We start from the raw sequence: 21,042 nt of genomic DNA on the forward strand, positions 1-21,042 counted from the left end.
GTCGGGGCTCGGAGCCCCGACCGGCGCCGGGGTGAAGGCCACGACCGCGCCCCGGGCCAGGTCGCCGCGGCCCTCGGCGGCGAGCCGGTCCAGCTGGGCGGAGGCGGTGCGGGCCCCGGCGACGGAGGCGTCGGCGCGGATCACCACCTGGTCGGCCGCCGCCATTGCCGCCTGCCGGGCATCGTCGCCGGCGCCGGTGGCGTCGGCGAGCACGAGGGGGTAGTGGGTGCCGAGGTCGGCGAGGGACTGCCGGTGGTCGGCGTACGGGTGCTCCGGGCGGGCCGTCAGCAGTGCCAGCCGGCCGCCCACGTGCCGGAACGCGTCCGGCAGGGGAGCGGCGGTGAGCAGGGCGCTGAGCGCGTGCGGTGATGTCGGCGCGGCGGCGTCCGGCCGGGGCGGCGCGAGGTCGAGGACGGCCACCTGGTGGCACCGGTGCTCGGCCAGTTGGGCGCCGAGTGCGACCGGGAGTCCGGCGGAGGCGTCGCCGGGGGCGGCGGGCGTGCCGAGGAACGCGACGCGGTGGCAGGCGAGCAGCGGGGCGCGGACCCGCTCGATCTGCTGCCGGGGGTCGGCCGACTCGCGGAACAGTGTTCGGCGAACGTGCGGTCGGGGCGCGGGGGCGGCCGGAGGGCGGTGTATCGGGACAGGTGCCGGCTCCGGCACCTGCACCGGCTCCGGCAGCTGCACCTGCACCTGTACCGGCTCCGGCCACTCGGCCGGGGTGTAGTCCGGGCCGGCGTCCGCTCCAGGGCCCGACAGCAGCTCGGTCCAAGGGATTTGGAAGCCCGGATGTGTGCCGTCGGAGTAGGCCATCGGGTGTCCCTCCCGGTTCGTCGGTGCGCCGCAGGGGCCGCCCCTCCGCCCGCCCCGGGCCGGCCCGCCCAGCCGGAACTACGGCGGCCGGTGCGCGGCGGGTTCAGCGGCCGGTGCGCGGCGGGTGCGCGGCAGGTACGGCAACGGGTTCCTCCGGGCGTGCGGGCCGTGCCCGCCGGTCCGGTACTGAACCCCGTTCAGTGGGAGGCCCGTTGAGCTGGTCAGGGCGCACCGTGCGTCCCGACCACGCTTGGAGGAACCCCATGCGCACCACCACCCGTGCCGCCGGCCTGCTGTTCGCGGCCGTCGGCCTGGTCGGCCTCACCGGAGTCACCGCCGCGCAGGCGGCCACCGTCCCCGCGGTGCCGAGGATTCCGGCCCAGCCGGGCGTCCCCGTCACTCCGGGCATCCCGGCCCAGCCGGGCGACAACTTCGTCCTGTGCTCGGGTGGCACCTACCCGTCGTACGCGGTGTTCCCGAAGCGGGGCGGCTTCTCGACGCACGTCGTCGCACCGCACCAGTGCGAGCGGCTGTCGCTGACCGGCATCGGCAAGGAGCAGGTCGTGCTGTACGGCCTGCGGCCCGACGGCAGGTCGTTCACGATCGCCAAGGACACCTTCGACGACCGCGACGGCGAGCGGATCCGCACGCTCGGCACCCCGGACGCCGACGACTGGACCACCTTCTAGGACGCGGAGCCCAGCCGCCGGCCGGGCGGCGACCAGGCCCGGCCGGGCGGGTTCCGCTGTCCGCAAACCCCCGACCGGACCGGGCTACCAATCGGTACCGTCTCCGGGGCACGTCCGGCCGGTTCCGGGCGGCCCCGAAGGAACGACGGAGCGAGTCCCGGACGCGGGACGGGGGAGGACGACGAAACATGGGAACCGAGCGCGCGGAACCGCGTGAACTGATCGCCGCACTGCTGGCCGAGGGTGCGCGGGCCGTGCCGGGGCCGCCGGCGCTGGCGGTGCCGCCGGGCGCGGCGGAGGACGTGATCGCCGTCGCCCGGCGGGTGGCGCTGAACGGGCTGCCGTCGGGGCGCTGGCGGCCGGTGTCGTCGCCGGGGCTGTTGGAGCTCGCGGCGGCGATGGTCGTGGACGAGCACCCTTCGGCGCCGGGCTGGTCGGCCGAGGAGCGGGAGCGGTTCACCACGTGGGTCGCCGTGCTGATCGAGCACCGCGGCGAGGACGGCGTGCAGGACCTGGTCCGGGCGCTCAACGAGGAGCGGGACGCGGCCTGAGGGCGGACCGCCCTCGTGGGGGAAGGGGACGGGGGCCGACGTTGGCGCGGAGTTGGCGCATCCTTGGCGGCCGTTGACAGCCTGTGGTCACAGCCGCCGGGGGGATCCGGTCGGACTGTCCCCTGACCCCGACCGCTCTGTGAGGTAGTGCGTGTCCCAGCAGCCTGTCGCCCCGAACGCCCCCGGCGTCCAGCAGCCCGCAGAGTCCGCCGCCCGGCCCGCTCCCGCCGCGGAGGCCACCGTGCAGCCCGCCACGGAGACCACCGCGAAGGGGGCGGGCCGACCGACCCTCGACCCCCAGGACCTCGCCGAGATCCACCGGCTGCACGGCGGCTACCTGCTGAACGTCCTGCTGCGCACCACGCGCGGCGACCGCGGCAAGGCCGAGGACATCCTCCAGGAGACCCTGCTGCGTGCCTGGCAGAACCCGGAGGCGCTGAAGGCCGGGCCCGAGCACAGCCGCCCGTGGCTGTTCACGGTGGCCCGGCGGATCGCCATCGACCACTACCGGATGGCGGCCTCCCGGGCGCCCGAGGCGCTCGGCGAGTCGGTGGACGACCGGCCGGTCGCCGAGGACCCGTACGAGCGGGTGGTGGCCTCCCGGGACATCGCCCTTGCGCTGCGACGGGTGCAGAAGCACCACCGCGAGGTGCTGGTCGAACTGCACCTCAAGGACCGGTCGGTGGTGGAGGCGGCGGCGAAGCTCGGGGTGCCGCCGGGGACGGTCAAGTCCCGCAACTTCTACGCGATCCGCGCCATGCGCCCGGTCCTCGCGGCCGAGCACGGGTACGCCCCGAAGGCGGTCGACCGCGGGCGCGTCGCCAAGGCCGCGCTGAACTGACGGTCCTGAACTGACGATGCATCAGGAACGGCGGTGCGTCAGCGCGTCCAGCTGTTCCTCGATCGCACTGACGAAACCGCCCATGGACGACGGGAGCCGGCCGTCCGCCCGGTAGCGGTCGAGCGCCACCCGGAGCCGCTCGACGGCCTCCGGCGACCGGCCGCGGCCGGCGAGGAAGGCGGCGTAGGACTGCTCCGCGAGGGCGAGCAGGTGCAGCAGCCCGGCCTCCTCGCAGGCGGCGAGCGCGCGGCGCCAGGCGATCTCGCAGGCCTCCTCGTCGGCGACCGGCTGGAGGGCGTGGGCCTCGGTGAGCATCGACCAGAGGTGGCAGATCGTCACCGTCGATCCGGGCAGCAGGTTGCGGGCCTCGCGGGCCTGCCGGAGGGCGCCCTCCCGGTCGCCGACCAGCAGGCTGACCTGGGAGCCGTGGGCGAGGGTGGCGGACAGGCGGTGGGGTTCGCCGCTGCCGGTCGCGTGGGCGAGCGCGGCGGCGCCGAGCGCGGTGGCCTCGTCCGCGCGGCCGACGAGGGCGCTGGACACCGCGAGGGCGTTGAGCGCCCGCAGGTGGACGGCGCCGTCCTCGGGGCGGGTGTCGGCGAGGGCCCTGCGGCCGCGGTCGACCGCCTCCTGGTAGCGGCGCAGGCCGAGCAGGGCGCTCGCCTGCGCGACGCCGGACCGTGCGGTGCCCACCCGGTCGCCGCACCGCTCGGCGGCCTCCCGGCCCGCCGTCATGCAGCTCAGCCACTCGGTGAAGAGCCCGGCGGCGTAGTACTGCGGTTCGCTGGCGGCGGCCAGCCGCCAGGCGCGCGCCGGGTCGGTGCGGCCGGCGGAGGCGACCAGCGCGCGGACGGTCGGCTCCTCGGCCCGGAACCAGTCGATCGCGGCCCGGGGCCCGGCGGGCGCGGGCAGGGCCGGCGGGTGGTGGACGCTCCCGCCGTACGTCTCCTGGCCGGGCTCCAGGTGCTCGGCGCAGGCGCGGGAGGCCTCCAGGTAGTAGTCCAGCAGCCGTTCCGCGGCGAGCTGTCGGTCCGCCTCCGGCCGTCGCCCGAGCAGGTGCGCGCTGAACAGCCGCACGAGGCCGGACCGGCCGTACCGCCCGTGCGGGGTGCCGGTCAGCAGGTGGTGGGCGGTGAGTTCGCCGAGCGCCCGGCGGGCGGTGGCCGGGTCGGCGCCGAGCAGGGCCGCGCTCGCGAGGACGTCCACCTCGGGGGACGGGTGGGCGGCCAGGACGGTCAGCAACTCGGCCGCGTCCGGTGACAGCCGACGGTGGGTGCGGAGCAGTTCGCCGGAGACGCCGAGCGTGCCGTCTCCCTCCAGGACGGCCAGCCGGGTGGGCTCGTCCGCGAGGTCGGCGACGAGTGCGGCGATCGTCCAGTCCGGTCGGGCGGCCAGCCGGGCGGAGGCGATCCGCAGGGCGAGCGGCAGGTGGTCGCAGAGCGCGGCGAGCCGGGCGGCGGCCTCCGGTTCGGCCCGCAGGCGACTGGGCGTCAGCACCTGTTCCAGCAGGCGCAGCGCGTCGGACCCGGGCAGCGGGGCCAGGCGCAGCAGGGCCGCCCCCTCGGCGGCGACCAGGCCCTCCAGGGGGTTTCGGCCGGTGACGACGGCGGCGCAGCCGGGGCCGTGCGGGAGGAGGTCGGCGACCTGGTCGGCGTCGGCCGCGTCGTCGAGGACGACGAGCAGGCGCTTGTCCCGGGTCAGGGTGCGGTAGAGCGCGGCGCGCCCGGCCCGGTCGGTGGGGAGGGCGGGTTCGTCGACGCCCAGCGCGCGGAGGAAGGCGCCGAGCGTCTCGCCGGGGTCGGCCGGTCCGGCCGGGTCGAGACCGCGCAGGTCGGCGTGCAGCTGGCCGTCGGGGTAGCCGGCGGCGGCGGTGTGCGCCCAGGTGAGGGCCAGCGCGCTCTTGCCGGCGCCGGCCGGGCCGACGACGAGGGCGAGGCCGTCGCCGGTGCGGTCGGGGCCGCATTCGCGGTCCAGCCAGCGCAGTTCGGGTTCGCGGGCGACGAAGTCGAGCGGGCGGCGGGGGAGTCGGCGGGGCACGGGGGTGCCGTCATCGGTGGTCGAGGCGGAAGCCGGCGGTTCGTCCACCCGCCGGCCGGCCTCGGCGGCGTCGTCCTCGGCCAGGACCTCGGCGAGTGCCGCCTGGAGTGCGGGGCCGGGCCGGATGCCGAGTTCGCCGTCGAGCCGGGTGCGCGCCTCGTGGTAGGCCCGCAGCGCGTCGGCGGACCGTCCGGCCTGGTGGAGGCAGCGCACCAGGAGCGCCGCCACCTCCTCGCGCAGCCCGTTCGTGCGCACGTTCTGCTCCAGCGACGGCACGGCCGCGGCGCCGGTGCCCTGGCGCAGCCGCAGTGCCGCCCAGGAGACGAGGGCCGCGGTCCGCGCCTGCTCCAGCCGGCCCGCGACGGTGCCGCGCAGTGCCGTGTCCGGCAGGTCGGCGAGCGCCGGACCGCGCCACAGCCGCAGCGCCTGCTCCAGCAGTGCGATCGCCTCGGCGAGCGCGGCGCCGCCCGTGGTGAGGGCCGCGCCGTCGGCCGCTTCCGCCAGCGCGCCCGCGCGGGCCACCAACTCGTCGAAGCGCAGGGCGTCCACGAGGCCGGCCGGCCCGGTCAGCAGGTAGCCGGGCGCACGGGTGTGCAGCACGAAGGGCCCGGCGGCGAGCAGCTTGCGCAGCGCGGCGACGTGCCCCTGGAGCGCCGCCCGCGCGCTGGCCGGCGGCCAGTCGTCCCACAGGAGTTCGCAGAAGGCGTCCACGCCGACGACCCGCCCGAGGTGCAGTGCGAGCAGCGCGAGCACGGCCCGCCGCTGCGCGCCCTGGACCGCGACGAACCCGCCGCCCCCGGTCCCCAGCTCCACCGGACCGAGGAGTCGAATCCCCACGCGCCGCCCCACCTCGCCCCACGACTCCCGGGCCGGTCGGTCCCGGGGTGGAGCAGTGTACTGCCCGAATTCGTCCGGTCCCGGCGGGTGATCGAACGGAACCGAACGGAACCGAACGGATCAAGGCCGAACCGGGCGAGAAGCGATCATGATGGCATGAATCGGCGGAACCCGCACCGGTGCGCAGGCCGGGCGATCGGGCCTATCCTCGGACGACTCGATCCACCCGCAGACGATCCACCCGCCGGCGAACGAGCCGATCAGCCAGACGAGGGGCCGCATGCGCATCGACCTGCTCGGACCGGTCGCCGTCCGGCGCGACGACGGGACGCTCGTCACGCCCTCGGCGCCCAAGCGGCGCGCCCTGCTCAGCGCGCTCGCCGTCCGGCTGAACCGGGTCGTGGCCACCGAGGAACTGATCGAACTGGTCTGGGACGGCGCCGCGCCGCCCACCGCCCGGGCCGCGCTGCAGGGCCATGTCGCCGTGCTGCGCCAGGCGTTGGGCGAGGAGCCCGCGGCGGACCACGGCGGCGGGCACCTCGCGCTCGGCACCCGCGACGCCGGCTACGTGCTCACCGGGGAGCCCGCCCGGGTGGACCTGGTGCGCTTCGCCGGCCTCTGCGAACGCGCCGGAGTCCTGCACCCGGACGGCCGGCACGGCTCGTTCGGCCCGTACCACCCGCAAGCGCCGTACCACCCGCAAGCGCCGTACCACCCGCACGTCCTGGACGACGAGCGAGCCGCCGACGGCCCGTCCCCCGACGGCCCGTCCGCCGACCCGGCGCTCCCGCTGCTGCGCGCCGCCCTCGACCTGTTCCAGGGCCCGGCCCTCACCGACTGCGGCTCGGCCCTGCTGCGCGACCGGACCTCCCCGTACGTCACCGACCTGCGCCTGCGCGCCCTCGACCGGCTCGCCGACGGCCTGTGCCGGCAGGGCCGCGGCGGCGAGCTCGTCGCCGAGCTCACCGAGGCCGTGACGGCGCACCCCGCCCGGCAGGGCCCGGCCGCCCGGCTCGTCACCTGCCTCGACCAGGCCGGTCGGCGCGACGAGGCCGCGGCCTGGTACGGGCGGCTGGTCGCCCGCCTCGACGGCCCGCCGGGCCCCGAGCTGCGCCGCGCGGGCGAGCGCCTGACCCGCCCCGCCGCCACCGTGGCCGCGCCCCGCCCGAAGGCCGTACCGTCCCAACTCCCTCCCGCCGACCGCCGGTTCGTCGGCCGGTCGGACGACCTGCGCCGGCTGGACGAGGCCCTCGCGCCCGCCCGCGCCGGACGGCCCGTCCTGGTCACCGGCCCGGCCGGGGCCGGCAAGACGGCCCTCGTGCAGCACTGGGCCAACCGGGCCGCCGAGCGGTTTCCCGAGGGTGTCCTCCACGTCGACCTGGACGGCTTCGGCGAGGCCGGGCCCCGGGACCCGGCCGACGTGCTCGGCGAGTTCCTCACCGCGCTCGGCGAGTCGGCCGTACCCGCCGGGCTCGGCGCACGCGTCCAGCGCTACCGGGCGCTGCTGACGGGCCGTCGGGTGCTGGTGCTCCTCGACGACGCCCGCTCCGCGGAGCAGGTGGCTCCCCTCCTGCCGGCCCCGCCCGCCGAGCCGTCCGACGCCGCGCCCGTCACCGTCGTCACCAGCCGGCACCGCCTGCGCGACCTGCTCGTCCGCGAGGGCGCCGTCCCCCTGCCGGTCGGCGCGCTCACCCCCGACGACGCGGCCGCCCTGCTGGCCCGCACCCTCGACCCCGCCCGGCTCGCCGCCGAACCCGCGGCCGCCGCCGAACTCGCCGGGCGCTGCGACCGCCTGCCGCTCGCCCTGCGCCTCGCCGCCGCCCGGCTGGCTGCCCGCCCCGGCTGGGGCCTGGACGACCTCGCCGCCGAACTCGCCGACGACCAGGCCGCCCTGGCCACCCTCACCGGCACCGGTCGCGGCCCGCTCGGCATCGCCGCCGCCCTCGACCGGACCCGCCGCGCGCTCGACCCGGCCACCGCCCGGCTGTTCGCGCTCCTCGGGCTCCACCCCGGCAGCGAGATCGGCACCGCCACCGCCGCCGCCCTCGGCGACCTGCCCGCCGCGGAGGCCCGCGCCCACCTGGCCCGCCTCGACGCCGTGCACCTCCTGGAGGAGCAGGCCCCCGGCCGCTACGCCCGGCGCGCGCTGGTCGGCCGCTACGCCGCGCGGCAGGCCGCCGACCTCGGGTGCGACGAACGGCTCGCCGCGCTCGACCGGTTGATCGACCACTACCTCGACGCGACCGGGGCGAGGTCCGCCGAGGGCGGGGAGGGCGCGGCCTGGTTCCGGCGGGAGGAGAGCGCCATCCGCGCGGTCGTGCTCTGCGCCGAACAGCACGGCCGTACCGCCGGGGCCTGGCAGCTCGCCCACCGCGCCGCCACGTTCTACGAACGTGCTGCCCACGGGCACGCCCCCCACGGGCACGTCGGTCGCGGGCACGCCCCCCACGGGCGCACCGCCCACGGGCACGCCGGTCGCGGGTACACCGGCCACGGCTTCCTGGGCGGCGCAGGCGGAGAGGACGGAGAAGGCGTCGAGCACGACCGCGCCCGCTGGCGGGCCACGACGGAGGCCGGTCTGCGCGCGGCCCGTTCGGCCGGCGACCCGGAGGCCGTGGCCCGGCTCTCCACCGACCTCGCCGTCCTCCTCGTCGACCGCGGCGCCCACCGCACCGCGGGCGAACACCTCGACCGGGCCGTCACCACCACAGGGGACCCGCTCCTGCGCCTGCGCTCCCGGGCCCGTGTCGCCCGTGCGCTCGGCCGGGCCGGACGGCACGACCGGGCCGTCCCGCTGTTCACCGACGTCGTCGCGGCCGCCCGCACCCCCGAGGCCGCGCACCTCCTCGCCGCCGCCCTCGTCGACCTGGCCGACGCCCTCGTCCTCGCCGGCTCCCCGGCCCAGGCCCTCGCCCACGCCGACGAGGCCGTCCGGCTGGCCGCCGCCCACACCGCCGACGCCGTCCGCGCCACCCACGGACGGGCCCGCGCCCTGCACGCCCTGGGCCGCGTCGGACCGGCCCTCGACTGCGCCGAACTGGCCGTCGTCCTCGGCCGGACACTCGCCGACACCGTGCTCCAGGCCGACTCCCACGCGCTGCTCGCCGACCTGCTGGGAACGGTGGGCCGCACCGGCGACGCGGCCGCCGCCCGCCGCCGCGCGGACTCGCTCCTGTCGGGCGCCGTCTGAGCCTCCGCCGCCCGACCCGGGCCGGCACACGTCCCCGGTTCCGCCCTCTCCGCCCGGTTCCGCCCATCCCAATTCCGCCCCTCCACAGTTCCGCCCGTGTGCGAACAGGCAGAACTACCGGCAGTTCTGCCACCGGCGCCGCGTGCCCGCCCGGCCGGTCGCCCGTTGGCCCGTCCGGCCGCCGCAGCCCTTGGCACACGCACTGACCAGCAGTGCCGTGGCACCGGGCCCGCGTGAAACCGTGCATACTTCTGCCTGCGTGTAGTGGTTGAGGCACAAACAGTGGCAGAAGTACCGGCAGGGTCAGGGGTGGGGTCGATGGGCGACGCGGTCGCCGGGGGCGTGGAGTTCTCCGGACTGCTGGCCGGGTACCGGGTGCGGGCGGGGCTGACGCAGGAGGAACTGGCGGAACGTTCCGGCGTGAGCCTGCGGGCCCTCGGCGACATGGAACGCGGCCGTACGCGCGGGCCGCAGCGCCGCACCGTGCGGGCCCTGGCCTCGACGCTGGGCCTCGACGCGGCGGACACGCTGACCCTGGAGCGGGCCGCCCAGTCGGGACGCCCGCGCGGCACCCGCGCGACCGTCCCCGCGCAGGCCGGCCCCAAGGCGCCGAAGGCCGCCGCGGCCGATCAGGCGTCAGCGACCCCCGAGAACGCCCCCGCCGCCCCGGCCGCGCCCGCCACCCCCGCCGTCCCTGCCGTCCCCGTGCTCCCCGGCGCCCTCGCCCTCCCCCGGGACATCGCCGACTTCACCGCCCGCGAGGACGTCCTCGCCCGCCTGGACGAGTTGGTTCGGGAGGACGACCCGGCCCACCCCCGGGTGCTCCTGGTCAGCGGCCAGCCGGGCCTGGGCAAGACCGCCTTCGCCCTGCACGCCGCCCACGCCCTGGCCGACCGGTTCCCCGACGGCCAGCTCTCGCTCGACCTCGCCGGCATGGCCCCCACCCCGCTGCCCGCCCGCGACGCGCTCGGCCAGGTCCTGCGCGCGCTGGGCGTCGAGGACGGCGCCGTCCCGGCCGGCACGGAGGAGCGGGCCGGACTGTTCCGGGCCCTGGTGCGCGAGCGCCGGCTCGTCCTCGTCCTGGACAACGCCGCCGACGAGGCACAGGTCCGCCCGCTGCTGCCCGGCTCGGGCCCGGCCGTGACGATCGTCACCAGCCGCAACGCCCTGCCCGGCCTGGAGTCGGTGCACCGCCTGCGCCTGGACGCCCTCGCGCCCACCGAGGCGGCCGCGCTGCTCGCCAGGATCGCCGGCCGGGAGCGGATCGCCGCCGAACCGGACGCGGTGGCCGAACTCGCCCGCCTGTGCGGCTACCTGCCGCTCGCCCTGCGGATCGCCGGCCAGCGCCTGGTGGCGCGCGAGCAGCTGCCGGTGAGCCGCCTGGTGCGGCAGCTCGCCGCGGAGGAGAACCGGCTGGACCTGCTGGAGACGGGGGACCTCGCCGTCCGCCCGGCCTTCGCCCTGTCCTACCGCCGGCTGCCGGCCGAGGCCCAACTGGTGCTGCGCCGCTGCGCGTTGACCGCAGGACCGGACTTCACCGCGCCGGTCGCCGCGATGTACGCCGGGCTGTCCGCGGTGCGCACCGAGCGCTGTCTGGAGGAGCTGACGGACGCCGGGCTGGTCCAGCTCGCCACCCCGGAGCGGTACCGCCTGCACGACCTCGTCCGGCTCTACGCGGGGGAGCGGCTGACGACCGACGAGAGCCCCGAAGAGGTACGGGCCGCCGAACTGGCCGCGGCCGGGCTGCTGCTGGCGCGCGCCTCGGCGGCGGGCCTGCGGTTCGTCCCGGACAGCACCGGCGAGGAGGCGCTCGGCGACCCCGATCCGGCGACGGCGCCGGTGACGACCGCGGACGCGACGCGCTGGCTCGAGGAGGAGTCCCCGGAGTGGCTGGCGGCCATGTACCGGGCGGCCGGGGCGGGCCGGCACCGTGCGGTGGTGGACACCGCCGAGGCGATGCACTGGTTCTCGGACCGGCTGCTGAGCTGGGACATCTGGGGCGAGGTCTTCCAGCTGTCCGTCGACTCCGCGCGCGCCCTCGGCGACCGGCACGCCGAGACCGTCCACGTGAACTACCTGGCCTGGACGAACGTCACCTGCCTGCACCGCTACCAGCGCGGCGTCGAACTGGCCGGCGAGGGCCTGGAGCTGGCCCGTGAGCTCGGCGACCGCGAGCAGGAGGGCTGGGCGCTGACCTACCTCGGCAGCGGCCTGCGCAGGCTGCACCGGCACCAGGAGGCCACCGACAGCTACCACCGGGCGGCCGAGGCCTTCGCGTCCGTGGACAACCGGGCGGCCCGGATCGGACGGCTGGTCACGCTGCGCGGCGCCGCCACCTGCCTGCGCGAGTCGGGCCGCGCGGAGGAGGCGGTGGAGTCCCGCCGGCTGGCGCTGGCGGGCGCGCTGGAACTGGTGGAGCGCTGGGAGTCGCCGCTGATGCACTTCCTGTCGGCGATGACGGCGTACGAACTGGGCCTCGACCGCGCGGCGCTGAAGCAGTGGCCGGCCGCCGAGAAGGCCTACCGCCAGGCGCTCACCCACTACGAGGCGATCGGCCGCCCGGACAGCATGACGAAGACGCTGACCGAGCTCGGCACGGCCCTGATCGAGCAGGGCCGTGCCGACGAGGCCCGCGAACTCCTCACCGAGGCGCTCACGGACCTCAGCGCGGACGGCCGCCAGGGCCGCCGCCGGACGGGCACGGCGGCCGCCGGGGGCTGAGGCGCGGAGCCCGTCACCGACCGGCTTGGGCTGAGGCGCCGCGCCGTCAGCGCACGGCCGGCGTCAGATCCGGCTGTCCTCGACCGCCGGAATGGTGTAGTCCCGGACGGCGGCGCCGTTCGGCACCGCCGAGCGGACGTTGGCCCGCGGCGCGGCGGCGGCCGGCTTCTTCCCGCAGAACGCCGGCTCCAGCGCGCCCATCAGGCCCTGCGTCACCGAGCCGTTGTTGGAGGCGTTGGCGAACACGACGACCGTGCGGTGGCCGTCCGGCGTGGTGAACGACTGGGTCTGGTAGCCCTGGACGATCCCGCCGTGCCCGTACACGTCGCCGCAGCTGAGCGAGATGCGGCGCAGTCCGAGGCCGTAGGAGATCTTCGCGGTCGGGGTCGGGATCGCGGCCTCCATCTGCTTGAGCGAGTCGTCGGAGACGAGTCCGCCGGAGCTGCCGGCCATGAGGGCGGTGAGGAAGGTGTCGAGGTCCCGGGCGGAGGAGGTGACCGCGCCCGCGGCCCAGACCCAGGAGCCGGTCTGCTCGGTGGAGTCGAGCAGCGGCTTGGTGCGGTCGTCGTTGGTGAGGTAGCCGGTGACGTGGGCGCCGCGGATCTTCGGGTCCGGGACGACGAAGGAGGTGTCGCGCAGCTCCAGCGGGTCGAGGATGCGCTCCTGGAGGACGTCGGCGTAGGGGCGGCCGGTGAGGTTCTCGACGGCGAGGCCCATGAGCACGAAGTCGGTGTTGGAGTACGAGTACTTGGTGCCCGGCGCGTACTGGACGCCGTGCTTGACGGACATCGCGACGAGGTCGCGCGGGGCGTAGACGTTGGTGCGGATGCGGGCCTCGAACGCGGCGGTGGTCTCCTCGCCGGACTGTTCGAGGAGGTCGTTGGTGTGGTCGTAGATCCCGGCGCGGTGCTCCATGACCTGGCGGCCCGTCATGGTCCAGCCGTCGGGCAGGGTGCCGGCCGGGAGGTAGTCGCGCAGGGGCTTGTCGAGGTCGATGAGGCCCTGCTCGGCGAGCTGCATGACCAGGACGGACGCGAACATCTTGCTGTTGCTGCCGACCCGGAAGCGCCAGTCGGCCTTCATCGGGGTGCCGTCGAGATCGGCCTTGCCGACCGTCAGCGTCTGGTCGAGCGACGGGTCGTCGTGGTCGTGGACGACGGCGAAGGCGCCGGGCGCGCCGGCCTTCATCGTGGTCTGCAGGGCGGCGAGCACCGCGGCGGTGTCGGGTGCGGGCGCGCTCGGGGTGCCCTGGTCGGCGGCGGCGTGGGTGGCGCCGGTCGCCATCAGGACGACACCGGCGGCGGCCACGGCCAGGGGACGCAGGAGCCTGATCTTCGCCATGTTCCTCGGTTTCTCGTTCGGCTGACGCGGCGTCGGTCCGCGCGGTTCGAAGATCCACTATCTCCGTCCGGGGCCATCGCCGCAATGTGAGCGATCGGTGAACGCGATCGACTCCACAATCCGTTTCCCGAACGGCGGCCAAGGCTTTACCTGCTGGGATCTACCCGCGTAAACCGATGAGCCGCATGCTTGTTCGGCACACCTCAAGCACCCCCGTGCGCACGTCGAGCACGCCCGTGCGCGCCTTCAGCACGCCTGTGCGCACCTCCGGCACGCCCGTGTGTCCCCACAGCCCCCACCTCACCGACGTGGAGTCAGCATGCCCCTGTCCCGCATCGCCCGCCGCGCCTGCGCCGTCCTGCTGTCCGCCGCCGCCGTGGTGCCGATGGCCGGCGCCGCCCAGGCCGACGCCGTGGCCGGCACCTACTCGGCCGTGGTGTTCCCGGACCAGAACCACAGCCTGGTCGACGACTTCATCAACTCGGCGACCAAGTCCGTCGACGTGACGATGTACGAGCTGCGCGACACCGCCGCGGTGAACGCCCTGATCGGCCGCAAGCAGGCGGGCGTCAAGGTGCGGGTGATCCTGGACGCCAAGCACACCTCGGTCAACGGCGCCGCGTACTCCGCGCTCAAGGCCGCGGGCGTCGGCGTGACGTACTCCTCCTCGGCGTACGTCTACACCCACCAGAAGACCGTCACCGTGGACGGCGCCAAGTCCCTGATCCTGACCGGCAACCTGGACGCCACCTACTACTCGTCCAGCCGTGACTACGGCGTCTTCGACTCGGACGCGAACGACGTCGCCGCGATCGAGCAGGTCTTCGCCGCGGACTACGCGAAGACCTCGATCACCCCCTCGGACGGCGACAACCTGGTCTGGTCGCCCACCGACTCGCAGGACCGCCTGCTCGCGCTGATCAACGGCGCGCAGACCTCCCTCGACGTCCAGGAGCTGGAGTTCGGCGACCAGGCCCTGGTGGACGCGGTCGCCGCCGCCGCGAGCCGCGGCGTCACCGTGCGCGTGGTCGGCATGAACCCCGACTCCTACGGCAGCTACTTCGACGAGGTGACGACGGCCGGCGGCAGGATCGTCACGTACTCGTCCACCACGGGCCTGTACATCCACGCGAAGGCGATCGTCGCCGACTACGGCACGTCGACGGCCAAGGTGTTCGCCGGCTCGGAGAACTTCTCCGACAACTCGCTGAACAACAACCGCGAGCTCGGTCTGATCACCACCGACTCCGGCGTGCTGAGCACGATCGAGTCGACCTTCGCCACCGACTTCGCCAACGGCCAGCCCTACTAGGCACGTCCGGCACCAGCCACGCCCGGCACCAGCCACGTCGGACCGCCGCATCCGGCGGAATCCGCACCAGGTACCGCCTGCCCCACGCAGAACACCCGGGAGAGCCGCCCGGCGCACCGCCGCCGGGCGGCCTCCCACCGGACCGTTCCCATCCCCCGTGAGGACTCGTCATGCCTGAGCCCGCCCAGCTCCGCCTGCGCACCCGCCCGCGCACCCGCCTGCGTTCCCGCCGCACCGCGACCGCCGTAGCCTCGGCGACCGCCCTCGTGGCCGCCTCCGCCGGCCTGTGGGCCGCCACCGCCCCCGCCGCGCAGGCCGCCGCGCTGCCCGCCCCCGACCACGTGATCGTGGTCGTCATGGAGAACCACGCCTACAGCCAGGTCATCGGCAGCAGCAGCGCGCCGTACATCAACTCCCTGGCCAAGGGCGGCGCGACGCTCACCCAGTCGTACGCGATCACGCACCCGAGCCAGCCGAACTACTACGCGCTGTTCTCCGGCTCGACGCAGGGCATCACCGACGACAGCTGCGTGAACGTCGGCGGCCTGCAGGCTCCGAACCTCGCCTCCGAGCTCACCGCCGCGGGGAAGACCTGGGGCAGCTACAACGAGTCCCTGCCCGCCCAGGGCAGCACGGTGTGCAGCAGCGGCAACTACGCGCAGAAGCACAACCCGTGGTTCGGCTTCGGCAACGTCGCGCTGAACTCGGCCCGGACCTTCAGCCAGTTCCCGACCGACTACACCACCCTGCCGAAGGTGTCCTTCGTCGTGCCGAACCTGTGCAGCGACATGCACGACTGCTCGGTCAAGACCGGCGACACCTGGCTCAAGACCAACCTCGGCGCCTACGCCACCTGGGCCGCGAGCCACAACAGCCTGCTCCTCGTCACCTTCGACGAGGACAACCGCCTGGCCGGCAACCGCATCCCCACCGTCGTCTCCGGCGCCCACGTGGCCCCCGGCAGCACCACCGCCACCACCTACAACCACTACGACGTCCTGCGCACCCTGGAGGACCTCGCCGGCCTGACCACCCACGCGGGCAACGCGGCCAACGGCACCGACATCTCCGGCATCTGGAACTGACCCACCCCGCACGCCGCCCGACGACGGGGTCCGGCACCACGCGGTGCCGGACCCGTCCCGGTCACCGTCCGGGCTTCGCCGTGAAGTGAGGGCCGTGGTAAGCATGGCGCGTGCGCTTCGATTCCGTTCCGATGCCGCCGGCCGTCGAGGGCCGGCCCCGTGATGTGCGTGGGTATCCCGTGCCGGCGATCACTCCCTGGGAGGGGGGTGAGCCGCAGTTCGCGCTGACCGACTACGGGCGGAGTGCGAACTGTGCGCTGGAGCGGCGGTGTTCGGTGTGCGACGAGCTGATGCCGCAGGGGCCGGTGTGGCGGGTGGTCGGCGCTGCGGAGAGCGCGGCGATCGCCGAGGCACTGGCGGACGGGCGGCCGTACCGGAACCTCGCGCCGACGATGGAGGGGCCGGGACACCGGGCGTGCATGCTGTACGCCTCGATGGTCTGCCCGTACCTGGCCCGGCCCAACGCCCGTCGGCGCACCACGGCGGACGGCGCCCCGGACGGGCTGACGTCGGCCGTCGTCCGGGGCGCCGTGCGCGGTGGTACGGGTGCGGTGGTCGGGTACGGGGACTACGAGTACGGCGTCACCGCGTCCCGGGTGCTGTTCCGCTTCCTCGACGTGGTCGAGTACCTCCCGCACGAGAACGCGGAGGAGCACCTGGCCGAGCTGCGCGCCGAGTTGGCGCGCAGCTCTCGGGGTTGAGGCGGGAGATCACGGCCGGAAGGCCGGCAGGCCCTTGAACGTCGAGACGGGGGCCGGGGCGGCCGAGCCGTCGGCCGGGAGGGTGCTGATCCCGTCCGGGGTGCGGACGGCGATGGTCTTCCCGTCCGGGGACCACGCGGGCTCGGTGTAGTCCGTGGTGGCGGACGGGGTGAGGTCCTTCTCCTTGCCCTGGTTCTCGGTGTTCTTCGAGAACAGGTGGTCGTGCCCGTTCACGGAGCGGACGAAGACGACCTGCTCGCCGTCGGGGGAGAGCGCCGGCTGCGAGCCCTTGCCCATGTCGCGGGTGTTGGCCCGGATGTAGTCGTCGTAGATGTAGACCTCGCCGTTGGGCGTGTTGGCGTACGCGACCTCGCCGCGCTTGCCGCCGGCGTTCGACCAGGTGTTGCCGGTCGCGGGCGGCTGCGTGACGCCGGGGCCGCCGCCGTCGGAGATGGCGGGCGTGACCGCCTTGGGGGCGGTGCCGCCCTTGACGGGGACCGTCTCCAGGGTCAGGACGCCGCCCTTGGCCGAGGAGAACACGATGTTGGCGAAGCGCTCCAGGAACCCCGGGCTGTCCGAGACGGCGTCGCTCTTCTCGGCGTGCTGCCAGCTCGGGTGGGACCAGGTCTCGCCGCCCGGGTTCTTGGCGAGGACGACCTTGTTGCTGCCGTCCGGGTTGGCGGTGACGAGGTCGCCGTTGCCGTTGACGAACGCGGCGTGCTTGCCGTCGGGGGACCACGCGAGGTCGCGGACGACGGTGCCGAAGTCGACGGTGGTGCCGTTCATCACGACGGTCTGGGTGCCCGTGCTGATGGTGAGGTGGTTGGCCGCGCTGGTGCCGTTGACCTCCTTGGCGCCGCCCGTGCTGCCGGTGCTGCCCGTGCCGCCGGAACCGCCCGTCGAACCGCCCGCGCCGCCGCTCTTGCCCGGCGCGGCCGTGCCGGGGGCGGCGGTCGGCTCGGGGCCGTTGCCCGTGTCGTTGGGACCGCAGGCGGAGACCAGGACGGTGCCGGCGGTGGTCATCAGGGCTATCGCGGCGACGGTGCCGAACCGGTTGCGGACTGTGGTGCGAACGGACATCTTCCAGGTCCCCCTCGTGCGTTGCTCGCTTACAGGTAGGAGCCTCGCAGCCGCAGGTCCGCGCCGCGTCGACGACGTGTCACAGCCGTGGAACAGCCCCACCGGCGGGGAACTCCGCGCTATCGTCCTTGTCGGAACGCGGCGGAGCGTGACGGCCCGCCACGTCCGCCCGTCTGTCCGGACCGGGAGGGGAGACCGCGATGACCGCCGCCCGCAAGCCCGCCGAACTGCTGGAGTTCTCCGACGACCTGCACGTCGAGGACATCGACCCGCTGCGGACGTTCCTGGCCGCCAGACTGCGCGAGATCGTCGCCGCGCAGCCCGACGGCAGCGACGCCCATTTCGCCGCCGAGCGCCTGGAGCAGATCACCTCGGCCGACTGCATCCAGCTCGCGGACCTCCTGGTCGCCTGGGAGGTCGTCCTGGAGGAGGAGCGGACGGAGGAGCCGGGCGAGACCCAGCGGCTGCGCCAGGACGTGTCGATCTGGTGGGCGCGGCTGTGCCGGACGGCCGACCGCTTCCGCGACCACCCGGACCACAATCCGCGGTGGCGCCGGCTGGACTACATGAACCTCTGGCACGCGGAGTTGATGGCGAGCCTGACGGACGCCGCCGGCGGCGTGTACGGCGACGGCGCCCACCCCTGACCCGGGACCCGGTCGGCCCGCGTTCACCGCCCGAGGATCCGCCGCAGCCAGCGGGTGCGGGCGTCGAGGGCGTCCCGGCTGAGGGCCGCGTGCGGCGCGAGGGTGTCGAAGCCGTGGAACGCCCCCGGCCAGACGTGGAGTTCGGCCGCGCCGCCGGCCCGCCAGATCGCGTCGGCGTAGGCCACGGCCTCGTCCCGGAAGGTCTCGGCCGACCCGACCTCGACGTAGGCCGGGGGCAGCCCGGCGAGGTCGGTCGCGCGGGCGGGGGCGGCGTAGGGCGGCAGGTCGGCGGAGCCGTACCGCTCGCCGAGCACGGCCTGCCAGGCGGTGGCGTTGGAGGTGCGGTCCCAGGTGTCACGGCCGGCCAGCTGGTGGCTGGAGTGCGTGTCGCCGCGGTCGTCGAGCATCGGGCTGAGGAGCAGTTGGCCGATCGGGGCCGGCCCGCCGCGGTCGCGCGTCAGCAGGGCGAGGGCCGCGGCGAGCCCGCCGCCCGCGCTCTTGCCGCCGAGGACGACGCGCTTCGCGTCGAGGCCCAGCTCATCGGCGAGTTCGGTGGTGTGGAGGAGCCCGGCGTAGCAGTCCTCGACGGCCGCCGGGTACCGCGCGCCGGGTGCCAGCCGATAGTCGACGGAGACGACGGCGAGCCCGAGCGGTTCGGCCGTCTCGCGCAGCAGGCGGGGCAGGACGGACCACGCGTTGCCGGAGATCATCCCGCCGCCGTGCAGGTAGTACAGGACGGGCAGCGGCCCGTCGAGCCCGGCGGGCCGGGCCGTCACCAGCCGGACCTCGCTGCCGTCCCACGCGACCGGCGCCCGCAGCTCCGCGACCTCGAACCGGCCGCCGTCCCGCAGCCGTTCGGCCGTCGGCCGGGGCCGGGAGGCGGTGTCCCGGGCCTGCCAGGCCGCGAGCCCGGCCGGCGTGAGCGGCTCCGGCGTGCCGACGGCCGCCAGCGCGGCGTGCAGTTCCGGGTCGAAGGCGACACCCATGAACGAACCCCCCTCATCTCGGTAACTTTTGTTACCGCGAACCGACTTCGTAAACTATGGTTGTCACATGATGATGCCTGAGATCACCCGGGAAGAACAGGCGGCACTCGACAAGGCTCTCTGCGAGGCCCTGGACCCGCTGGCCGCGGCCATCCGCGCCCGGCAGAGCGGGCTCGCGCAGGAGCGCATGTGGGACGCGGACCCGGCGGAGGTGGCGCTGTCCGTCCTCGCCGCCTGGAAGGTGGTGGACGGCGCGGTGAAGCAGCTGACGGCGACGGCGGCCGGCACCGCCGGTTCGTACGGGGCGAGTTACGAGCAGCTCGGTGCCGTGTGGGGCATCACCCGGCAGGGCGCGCGGAAGAAGTGGCCGGACGCCGTCCAGCGCCCGGCGCAGGAGGCGGGCACGCTCGAACTCTTCGGTGGGACGGCGAGGTTGGTCCAGGCGCCGGGCGGCGGCTGGGGCTGGACGGCGACGGGGGCCGACGGTGTCTTCGGTGCCGCGGAGGACGGGGTGCACCACGTGAGCGCGGAGGTGGCCGCGGCCCACGCGGGGGCCTTCCTCAGGGAGCACGCCTGACCGTGCGGGCGTGGGCGCAGGAGCCGTGGGCTCAGGCGTCGTGGGCTCAGGCGCTGTGGGCTCGGGCGTCGTGGGCTCAGGAGTACAGCGCGATCCGCGGCTCGACCGTGCCGTGGGCGGGCGCGAGCACCGTGAGCCGGTAGTGCTCGGTGAGCGTGTGGTGGCCGTGCAGGACGATCTTCGCGGTGGTGAGGCCGGTGAACAGCGTGCCGGTCTGGCTCCCGAGCTGCACGGTCCGCCACCGCCCGTCGGAACCGAGCAGTTCGAGCCTGACGTCGGACGTGACGAGGAAGGGGCCCTTGTCGGGCGACTCGACGAGGACCTGCGGGGCCACGGTGCGGTCCGCGGAGGAGGGGTTGCGGTAGGTCACGGTGATCCGGTGCGGCGTGCGGTCGGCCGGCAGCGGGCTGCTCGGCAGGTTCACGAACCCGACCGGTGCCGCGGCGGCCGTCGCCGCCGGCGGGGGAGCGGACGCCACCGCCTGCCCGGGGGCGACCAGCGCGATGGCCGGGAGGGCGGCGAGGGCGACGGCGGTCAGGACCGGACCTCTGCGGGGGATCCTCCTGCTGGGCATGGCGCCTCCTTCGATCGTCGACGGCACGCCCGGTGACCGATGGGGATCCGCGGGTGCACGGACGGTCGCCGCTCGGGCGGGCTGTACGTATCCACGGTGCACGCCAACCGCATCCGCCGCATCCGCCGGGGCCCGCGGCCCGCTGCGGAGGCCGCCGGAACCCGTACGTTCTCGCGGTGATGTGCGGGGTTCGGGGGAACCGGCCCGGCGCTCGGTCGGGGGTGGCATGATGTCCCGGCCATGGCTGCCTCCCGACCCGAGGCGCTGCCGACACCGGTTCGCGCCGCCGCGCTCGACCTTCGCGTACTGAGGGCCCTGCCCTTCGCGACGGTCTGCGTCGTGCTGGCCGCGGCCGGGCACGTTTTCGCCTCCGGGAGCCCGGTCCCGCCGGGCGCGCTGTTCCTCGGGTGGGTGCTGTCCGGCACCGCGGCGGCTTTCGGCGCGCGACGGGAACGCTCGGCGCGGGCGATCATCGGGAGCCTGGCAGGCGCACAAGGGGGCTTGCACGTCCTCTTCCACGCTGCCCAGGCCTCGCGCGCGGTCCCGGCGAGGGGCGAAGCGGACACCATGGCCGATATGCCTGGCATGCCTGGGATGTCAGGGATGGGCGGGCGCCCCGGCGTGGCGATGGCCCACGCCGTGACGGGCGGCGGCGGGGCGCTCCCGCACACCGCCGTCGCGGCGACGCACGTCGCCTTCTGGTGCCACGCGACGCTCCTCGGCCTCAGCCCGGCCATGCTCGCGGCGCACCTGGCCGCGACCGTCGCCGCCGGCTGGTGGCTGCGGCGCGGCGAGGCGGCCGTCTGGTCGCTGGTCCGGCTCGCGGCCGGCACCGCCTCGGCCGCCGTGCGGGCCTGCGCGGATCAACTCCGCGGCGTGCTGGCCCTGTTCGAGGCCCTGAGCGACGGGCTCGGCGGCCGGTCGCGGGCGGGCGCCGTGCGTCGGGTGCCGGCGTACGACTGGTGGGGTCCGGTGCGGTCGGCGCCGCTCCGGCACGTGGTGATCAGGCGCGGTCCGCCGCTGGGCGCGGCCGCCTGACGGGACCGTCCCGTTGCGGCCGTCC

Annotated in this window: 16 protein-coding genes and 1 pseudogene; 11 read left to right on the plus strand and 6 right to left on the minus strand. The window is 75.5% G+C overall.

The window, feature by feature from the left end; genetic code table 11:
- Positions 1–813: pseudogene (locus tag ACFVU9_RS30575) on the minus strand (hypothetical protein); the annotation flags it as partial.
- A 263-nt stretch (positions 814–1,076) separates the two neighbouring features.
- Here ACFVU9_RS30575 and ACFVU9_RS30580 point away from each other — a divergent pair.
- The 3 genes from ACFVU9_RS30580 (at position 1,077) to ACFVU9_RS30590 (ending at position 2,894) form a co-directional block, all read left to right on the plus strand.
- Positions 1,077–1,502, plus strand: a complete 426-nt coding sequence (locus ACFVU9_RS30580; RefSeq protein ID WP_387598936.1) for a hypothetical protein — start codon at positions 1,077–1,079, stop codon at positions 1,500–1,502.
- A gap of 188 nt (positions 1,503–1,690) precedes the next feature.
- On the plus strand, positions 1,691–2,053 hold the full coding sequence (locus tag ACFVU9_RS30585; RefSeq protein ID WP_380444971.1) for a hypothetical protein: 363 nt from the start codon (positions 1,691–1,693) through the stop codon (positions 2,051–2,053).
- Positions 2,054–2,204: 151 nt separating this feature from the next.
- Positions 2,205–2,894: a sigma-70 family RNA polymerase sigma factor gene (locus ACFVU9_RS30590; protein ID WP_380444970.1), complete on the plus strand. Its 690-nt coding sequence runs from the start codon at positions 2,205–2,207 to the stop codon at positions 2,892–2,894.
- A gap of 21 nt (positions 2,895–2,915) precedes the next feature.
- Here ACFVU9_RS30590 and ACFVU9_RS30595 read toward each other — a convergent pair whose 3' ends face one another.
- A complete protein-coding gene (locus tag ACFVU9_RS30595; RefSeq protein WP_387598940.1) occupies positions 2,916–5,765 on the minus strand; it encodes a BTAD domain-containing putative transcriptional regulator in 2,850 nt (949 codons plus the stop codon).
- Between the two features lie 280 nt (positions 5,766–6,045).
- On the opposite strand from ACFVU9_RS30595, the gene ACFVU9_RS30600 reads away from it, so the two are divergent.
- Positions 6,046–8,955 (plus strand): BTAD domain-containing putative transcriptional regulator, encoded by a 2,910-nt coding sequence (locus tag ACFVU9_RS30600; RefSeq protein WP_387598943.1) that lies wholly within the window; start codon positions 6,046–6,048, stop codon positions 8,953–8,955.
- Positions 8,956–9,273: 318 nt separating this feature from the next.
- A complete protein-coding gene (locus tag ACFVU9_RS30605; RefSeq protein ID WP_387598946.1) occupies positions 9,274–11,676 on the plus strand; it encodes an ATP-binding protein in 2,403 nt (800 codons plus the stop codon).
- Between the two features lie 63 nt (positions 11,677–11,739).
- Here ACFVU9_RS30605 and ACFVU9_RS30610 read toward each other — a convergent pair whose 3' ends face one another.
- The gene (locus tag ACFVU9_RS30610; RefSeq protein WP_380444965.1) at positions 11,740–13,017 is read right to left on the minus strand and encodes a serine hydrolase domain-containing protein; all 1,278 of its coding nucleotides are present in this window, start codon (positions 13,015–13,017) and stop codon (positions 11,740–11,742) included.
- 319 nt (positions 13,018–13,336) lie between these two features.
- On the opposite strand from ACFVU9_RS30610, the gene ACFVU9_RS30615 reads away from it, so the two are divergent.
- The 3 genes from ACFVU9_RS30615 (at position 13,337) to ACFVU9_RS30625 (ending at position 16,115) form a co-directional block, all read left to right on the plus strand.
- Entirely contained in the window at positions 13,337–14,329 is a 993-nt protein-coding gene (locus tag ACFVU9_RS30615; RefSeq protein WP_380444964.1) for a phosphatidylserine/phosphatidylglycerophosphate/cardiolipin synthase family protein, read from the plus strand.
- Between the two features lie 170 nt (positions 14,330–14,499).
- Entirely contained in the window at positions 14,500–15,414 is a 915-nt protein-coding gene (locus tag ACFVU9_RS30620; RefSeq protein WP_387598949.1) for an alkaline phosphatase family protein, read from the plus strand.
- Positions 15,415–15,593: 179 nt separating this feature from the next.
- Positions 15,594–16,115, plus strand: a complete 522-nt coding sequence (locus tag ACFVU9_RS30625; RefSeq protein WP_380498943.1) for a hypothetical protein — start codon at positions 15,594–15,596, stop codon at positions 16,113–16,115.
- 9 nt (positions 16,116–16,124) lie between these two features.
- Here the strand turns inward: ACFVU9_RS30625 and ACFVU9_RS30630 are convergent, their stop codons facing one another.
- Positions 16,125–17,195 carry a TolB family protein gene (locus ACFVU9_RS30630; RefSeq protein ID WP_380498942.1) on the minus strand — a complete coding sequence of 357 codons (1,071 nt, stop codon included), beginning with the start codon at positions 17,193–17,195 and terminating at the stop codon, positions 16,125–16,127.
- Positions 17,196–17,395: 200 nt separating this feature from the next.
- Between ACFVU9_RS30630 and ACFVU9_RS30635 the strand changes: the two genes are divergently transcribed.
- Positions 17,396–17,842, plus strand: coding sequence for a hypothetical protein (locus ACFVU9_RS30635; RefSeq protein ID WP_380498941.1), 447 nt, complete (start codon positions 17,396–17,398; stop codon positions 17,840–17,842).
- Between the two features lie 23 nt (positions 17,843–17,865).
- Here the strand turns inward: ACFVU9_RS30635 and ACFVU9_RS30640 are convergent, their stop codons facing one another.
- Positions 17,866–18,828, minus strand: coding sequence for an alpha/beta hydrolase (locus ACFVU9_RS30640; protein ID WP_380511032.1), 963 nt, complete (start codon positions 18,826–18,828; stop codon positions 17,866–17,868).
- Positions 18,829–18,895: 67 nt separating this feature from the next.
- On the opposite strand from ACFVU9_RS30640, the gene ACFVU9_RS30645 reads away from it, so the two are divergent.
- Positions 18,896–19,405 carry a hypothetical protein gene (locus tag ACFVU9_RS30645; protein WP_380444958.1) on the plus strand — a complete coding sequence of 170 codons (510 nt, stop codon included), beginning with the start codon at positions 18,896–18,898 and terminating at the stop codon, positions 19,403–19,405.
- A gap of 76 nt (positions 19,406–19,481) precedes the next feature.
- Here ACFVU9_RS30645 and ACFVU9_RS30650 read toward each other — a convergent pair whose 3' ends face one another.
- Entirely contained in the window at positions 19,482–19,979 is a 498-nt protein-coding gene (locus ACFVU9_RS30650) for a signal peptide protein (protein ID WP_380444957.1), read from the minus strand.
- A gap of 240 nt (positions 19,980–20,219) precedes the next feature.
- On the opposite strand from ACFVU9_RS30650, the gene ACFVU9_RS30655 reads away from it, so the two are divergent.
- Complete coding sequence (locus ACFVU9_RS30655) at positions 20,220–21,017, plus strand: hypothetical protein (RefSeq protein ID WP_387598954.1); 798 nt, start codon at positions 20,220–20,222, stop codon at positions 21,015–21,017.
- The last annotated feature ends 25 nt before the right edge of the window (positions 21,018–21,042 follow it).

This window comes from Kitasatospora sp. NPDC057936, from assembly GCF_042887525.1.
Taxonomy (GTDB): domain Bacteria; phylum Actinomycetota; class Actinomycetes; order Streptomycetales; family Streptomycetaceae; genus Kitasatospora.

Coding starts and splice junctions, on each gene's coding strand:
- ACFVU9_RS30600 (WP_387598943.1), top strand. CDS start 6,046: ATGCGCATCGACCTGCTCGGACCGGTCGCCGTCCGGCGCGACGACGGG.
- ACFVU9_RS30615 (WP_380444964.1), top strand. CDS start 13,337: ATGCCCCTGTCCCGCATCGCCCGCCGCGCCTGCGCCGTCCTGCTGTCC.
- ACFVU9_RS30580 (WP_387598936.1), top strand. CDS start 1,077: ATGCGCACCACCACCCGTGCCGCCGGCCTGCTGTTCGCGGCCGTCGGC.
- ACFVU9_RS30610 (WP_380444965.1), bottom strand. CDS start 13,017: ATGGCGAAGATCAGGCTCCTGCGTCCCCTGGCCGTGGCCGCCGCCGGT.
- ACFVU9_RS30605 (WP_387598946.1), top strand. CDS start 9,274: ATGGGCGACGCGGTCGCCGGGGGCGTGGAGTTCTCCGGACTGCTGGCC.
- ACFVU9_RS30620 (WP_387598949.1), top strand. CDS start 14,500: ATGCCTGAGCCCGCCCAGCTCCGCCTGCGCACCCGCCCGCGCACCCGC.
- ACFVU9_RS30645 (WP_380444958.1), top strand. CDS start 18,896: ATGATGATGCCTGAGATCACCCGGGAAGAACAGGCGGCACTCGACAAG.
- ACFVU9_RS30635 (WP_380498941.1), top strand. CDS start 17,396: ATGACCGCCGCCCGCAAGCCCGCCGAACTGCTGGAGTTCTCCGACGAC.
- ACFVU9_RS30585 (WP_380444971.1), top strand. CDS start 1,691: ATGGGAACCGAGCGCGCGGAACCGCGTGAACTGATCGCCGCACTGCTG.
- ACFVU9_RS30630 (WP_380498942.1), bottom strand. CDS start 17,195: ATGTCCGTTCGCACCACAGTCCGCAACCGGTTCGGCACCGTCGCCGCG.
- ACFVU9_RS30655 (WP_387598954.1), top strand. CDS start 20,220: ATGGCTGCCTCCCGACCCGAGGCGCTGCCGACACCGGTTCGCGCCGCC.
- ACFVU9_RS30650 (WP_380444957.1), bottom strand. CDS start 19,979: ATGCCCAGCAGGAGGATCCCCCGCAGAGGTCCGGTCCTGACCGCCGTC.
- ACFVU9_RS30640 (WP_380511032.1), bottom strand. CDS start 18,828: ATGGGTGTCGCCTTCGACCCGGAACTGCACGCCGCGCTGGCGGCCGTC.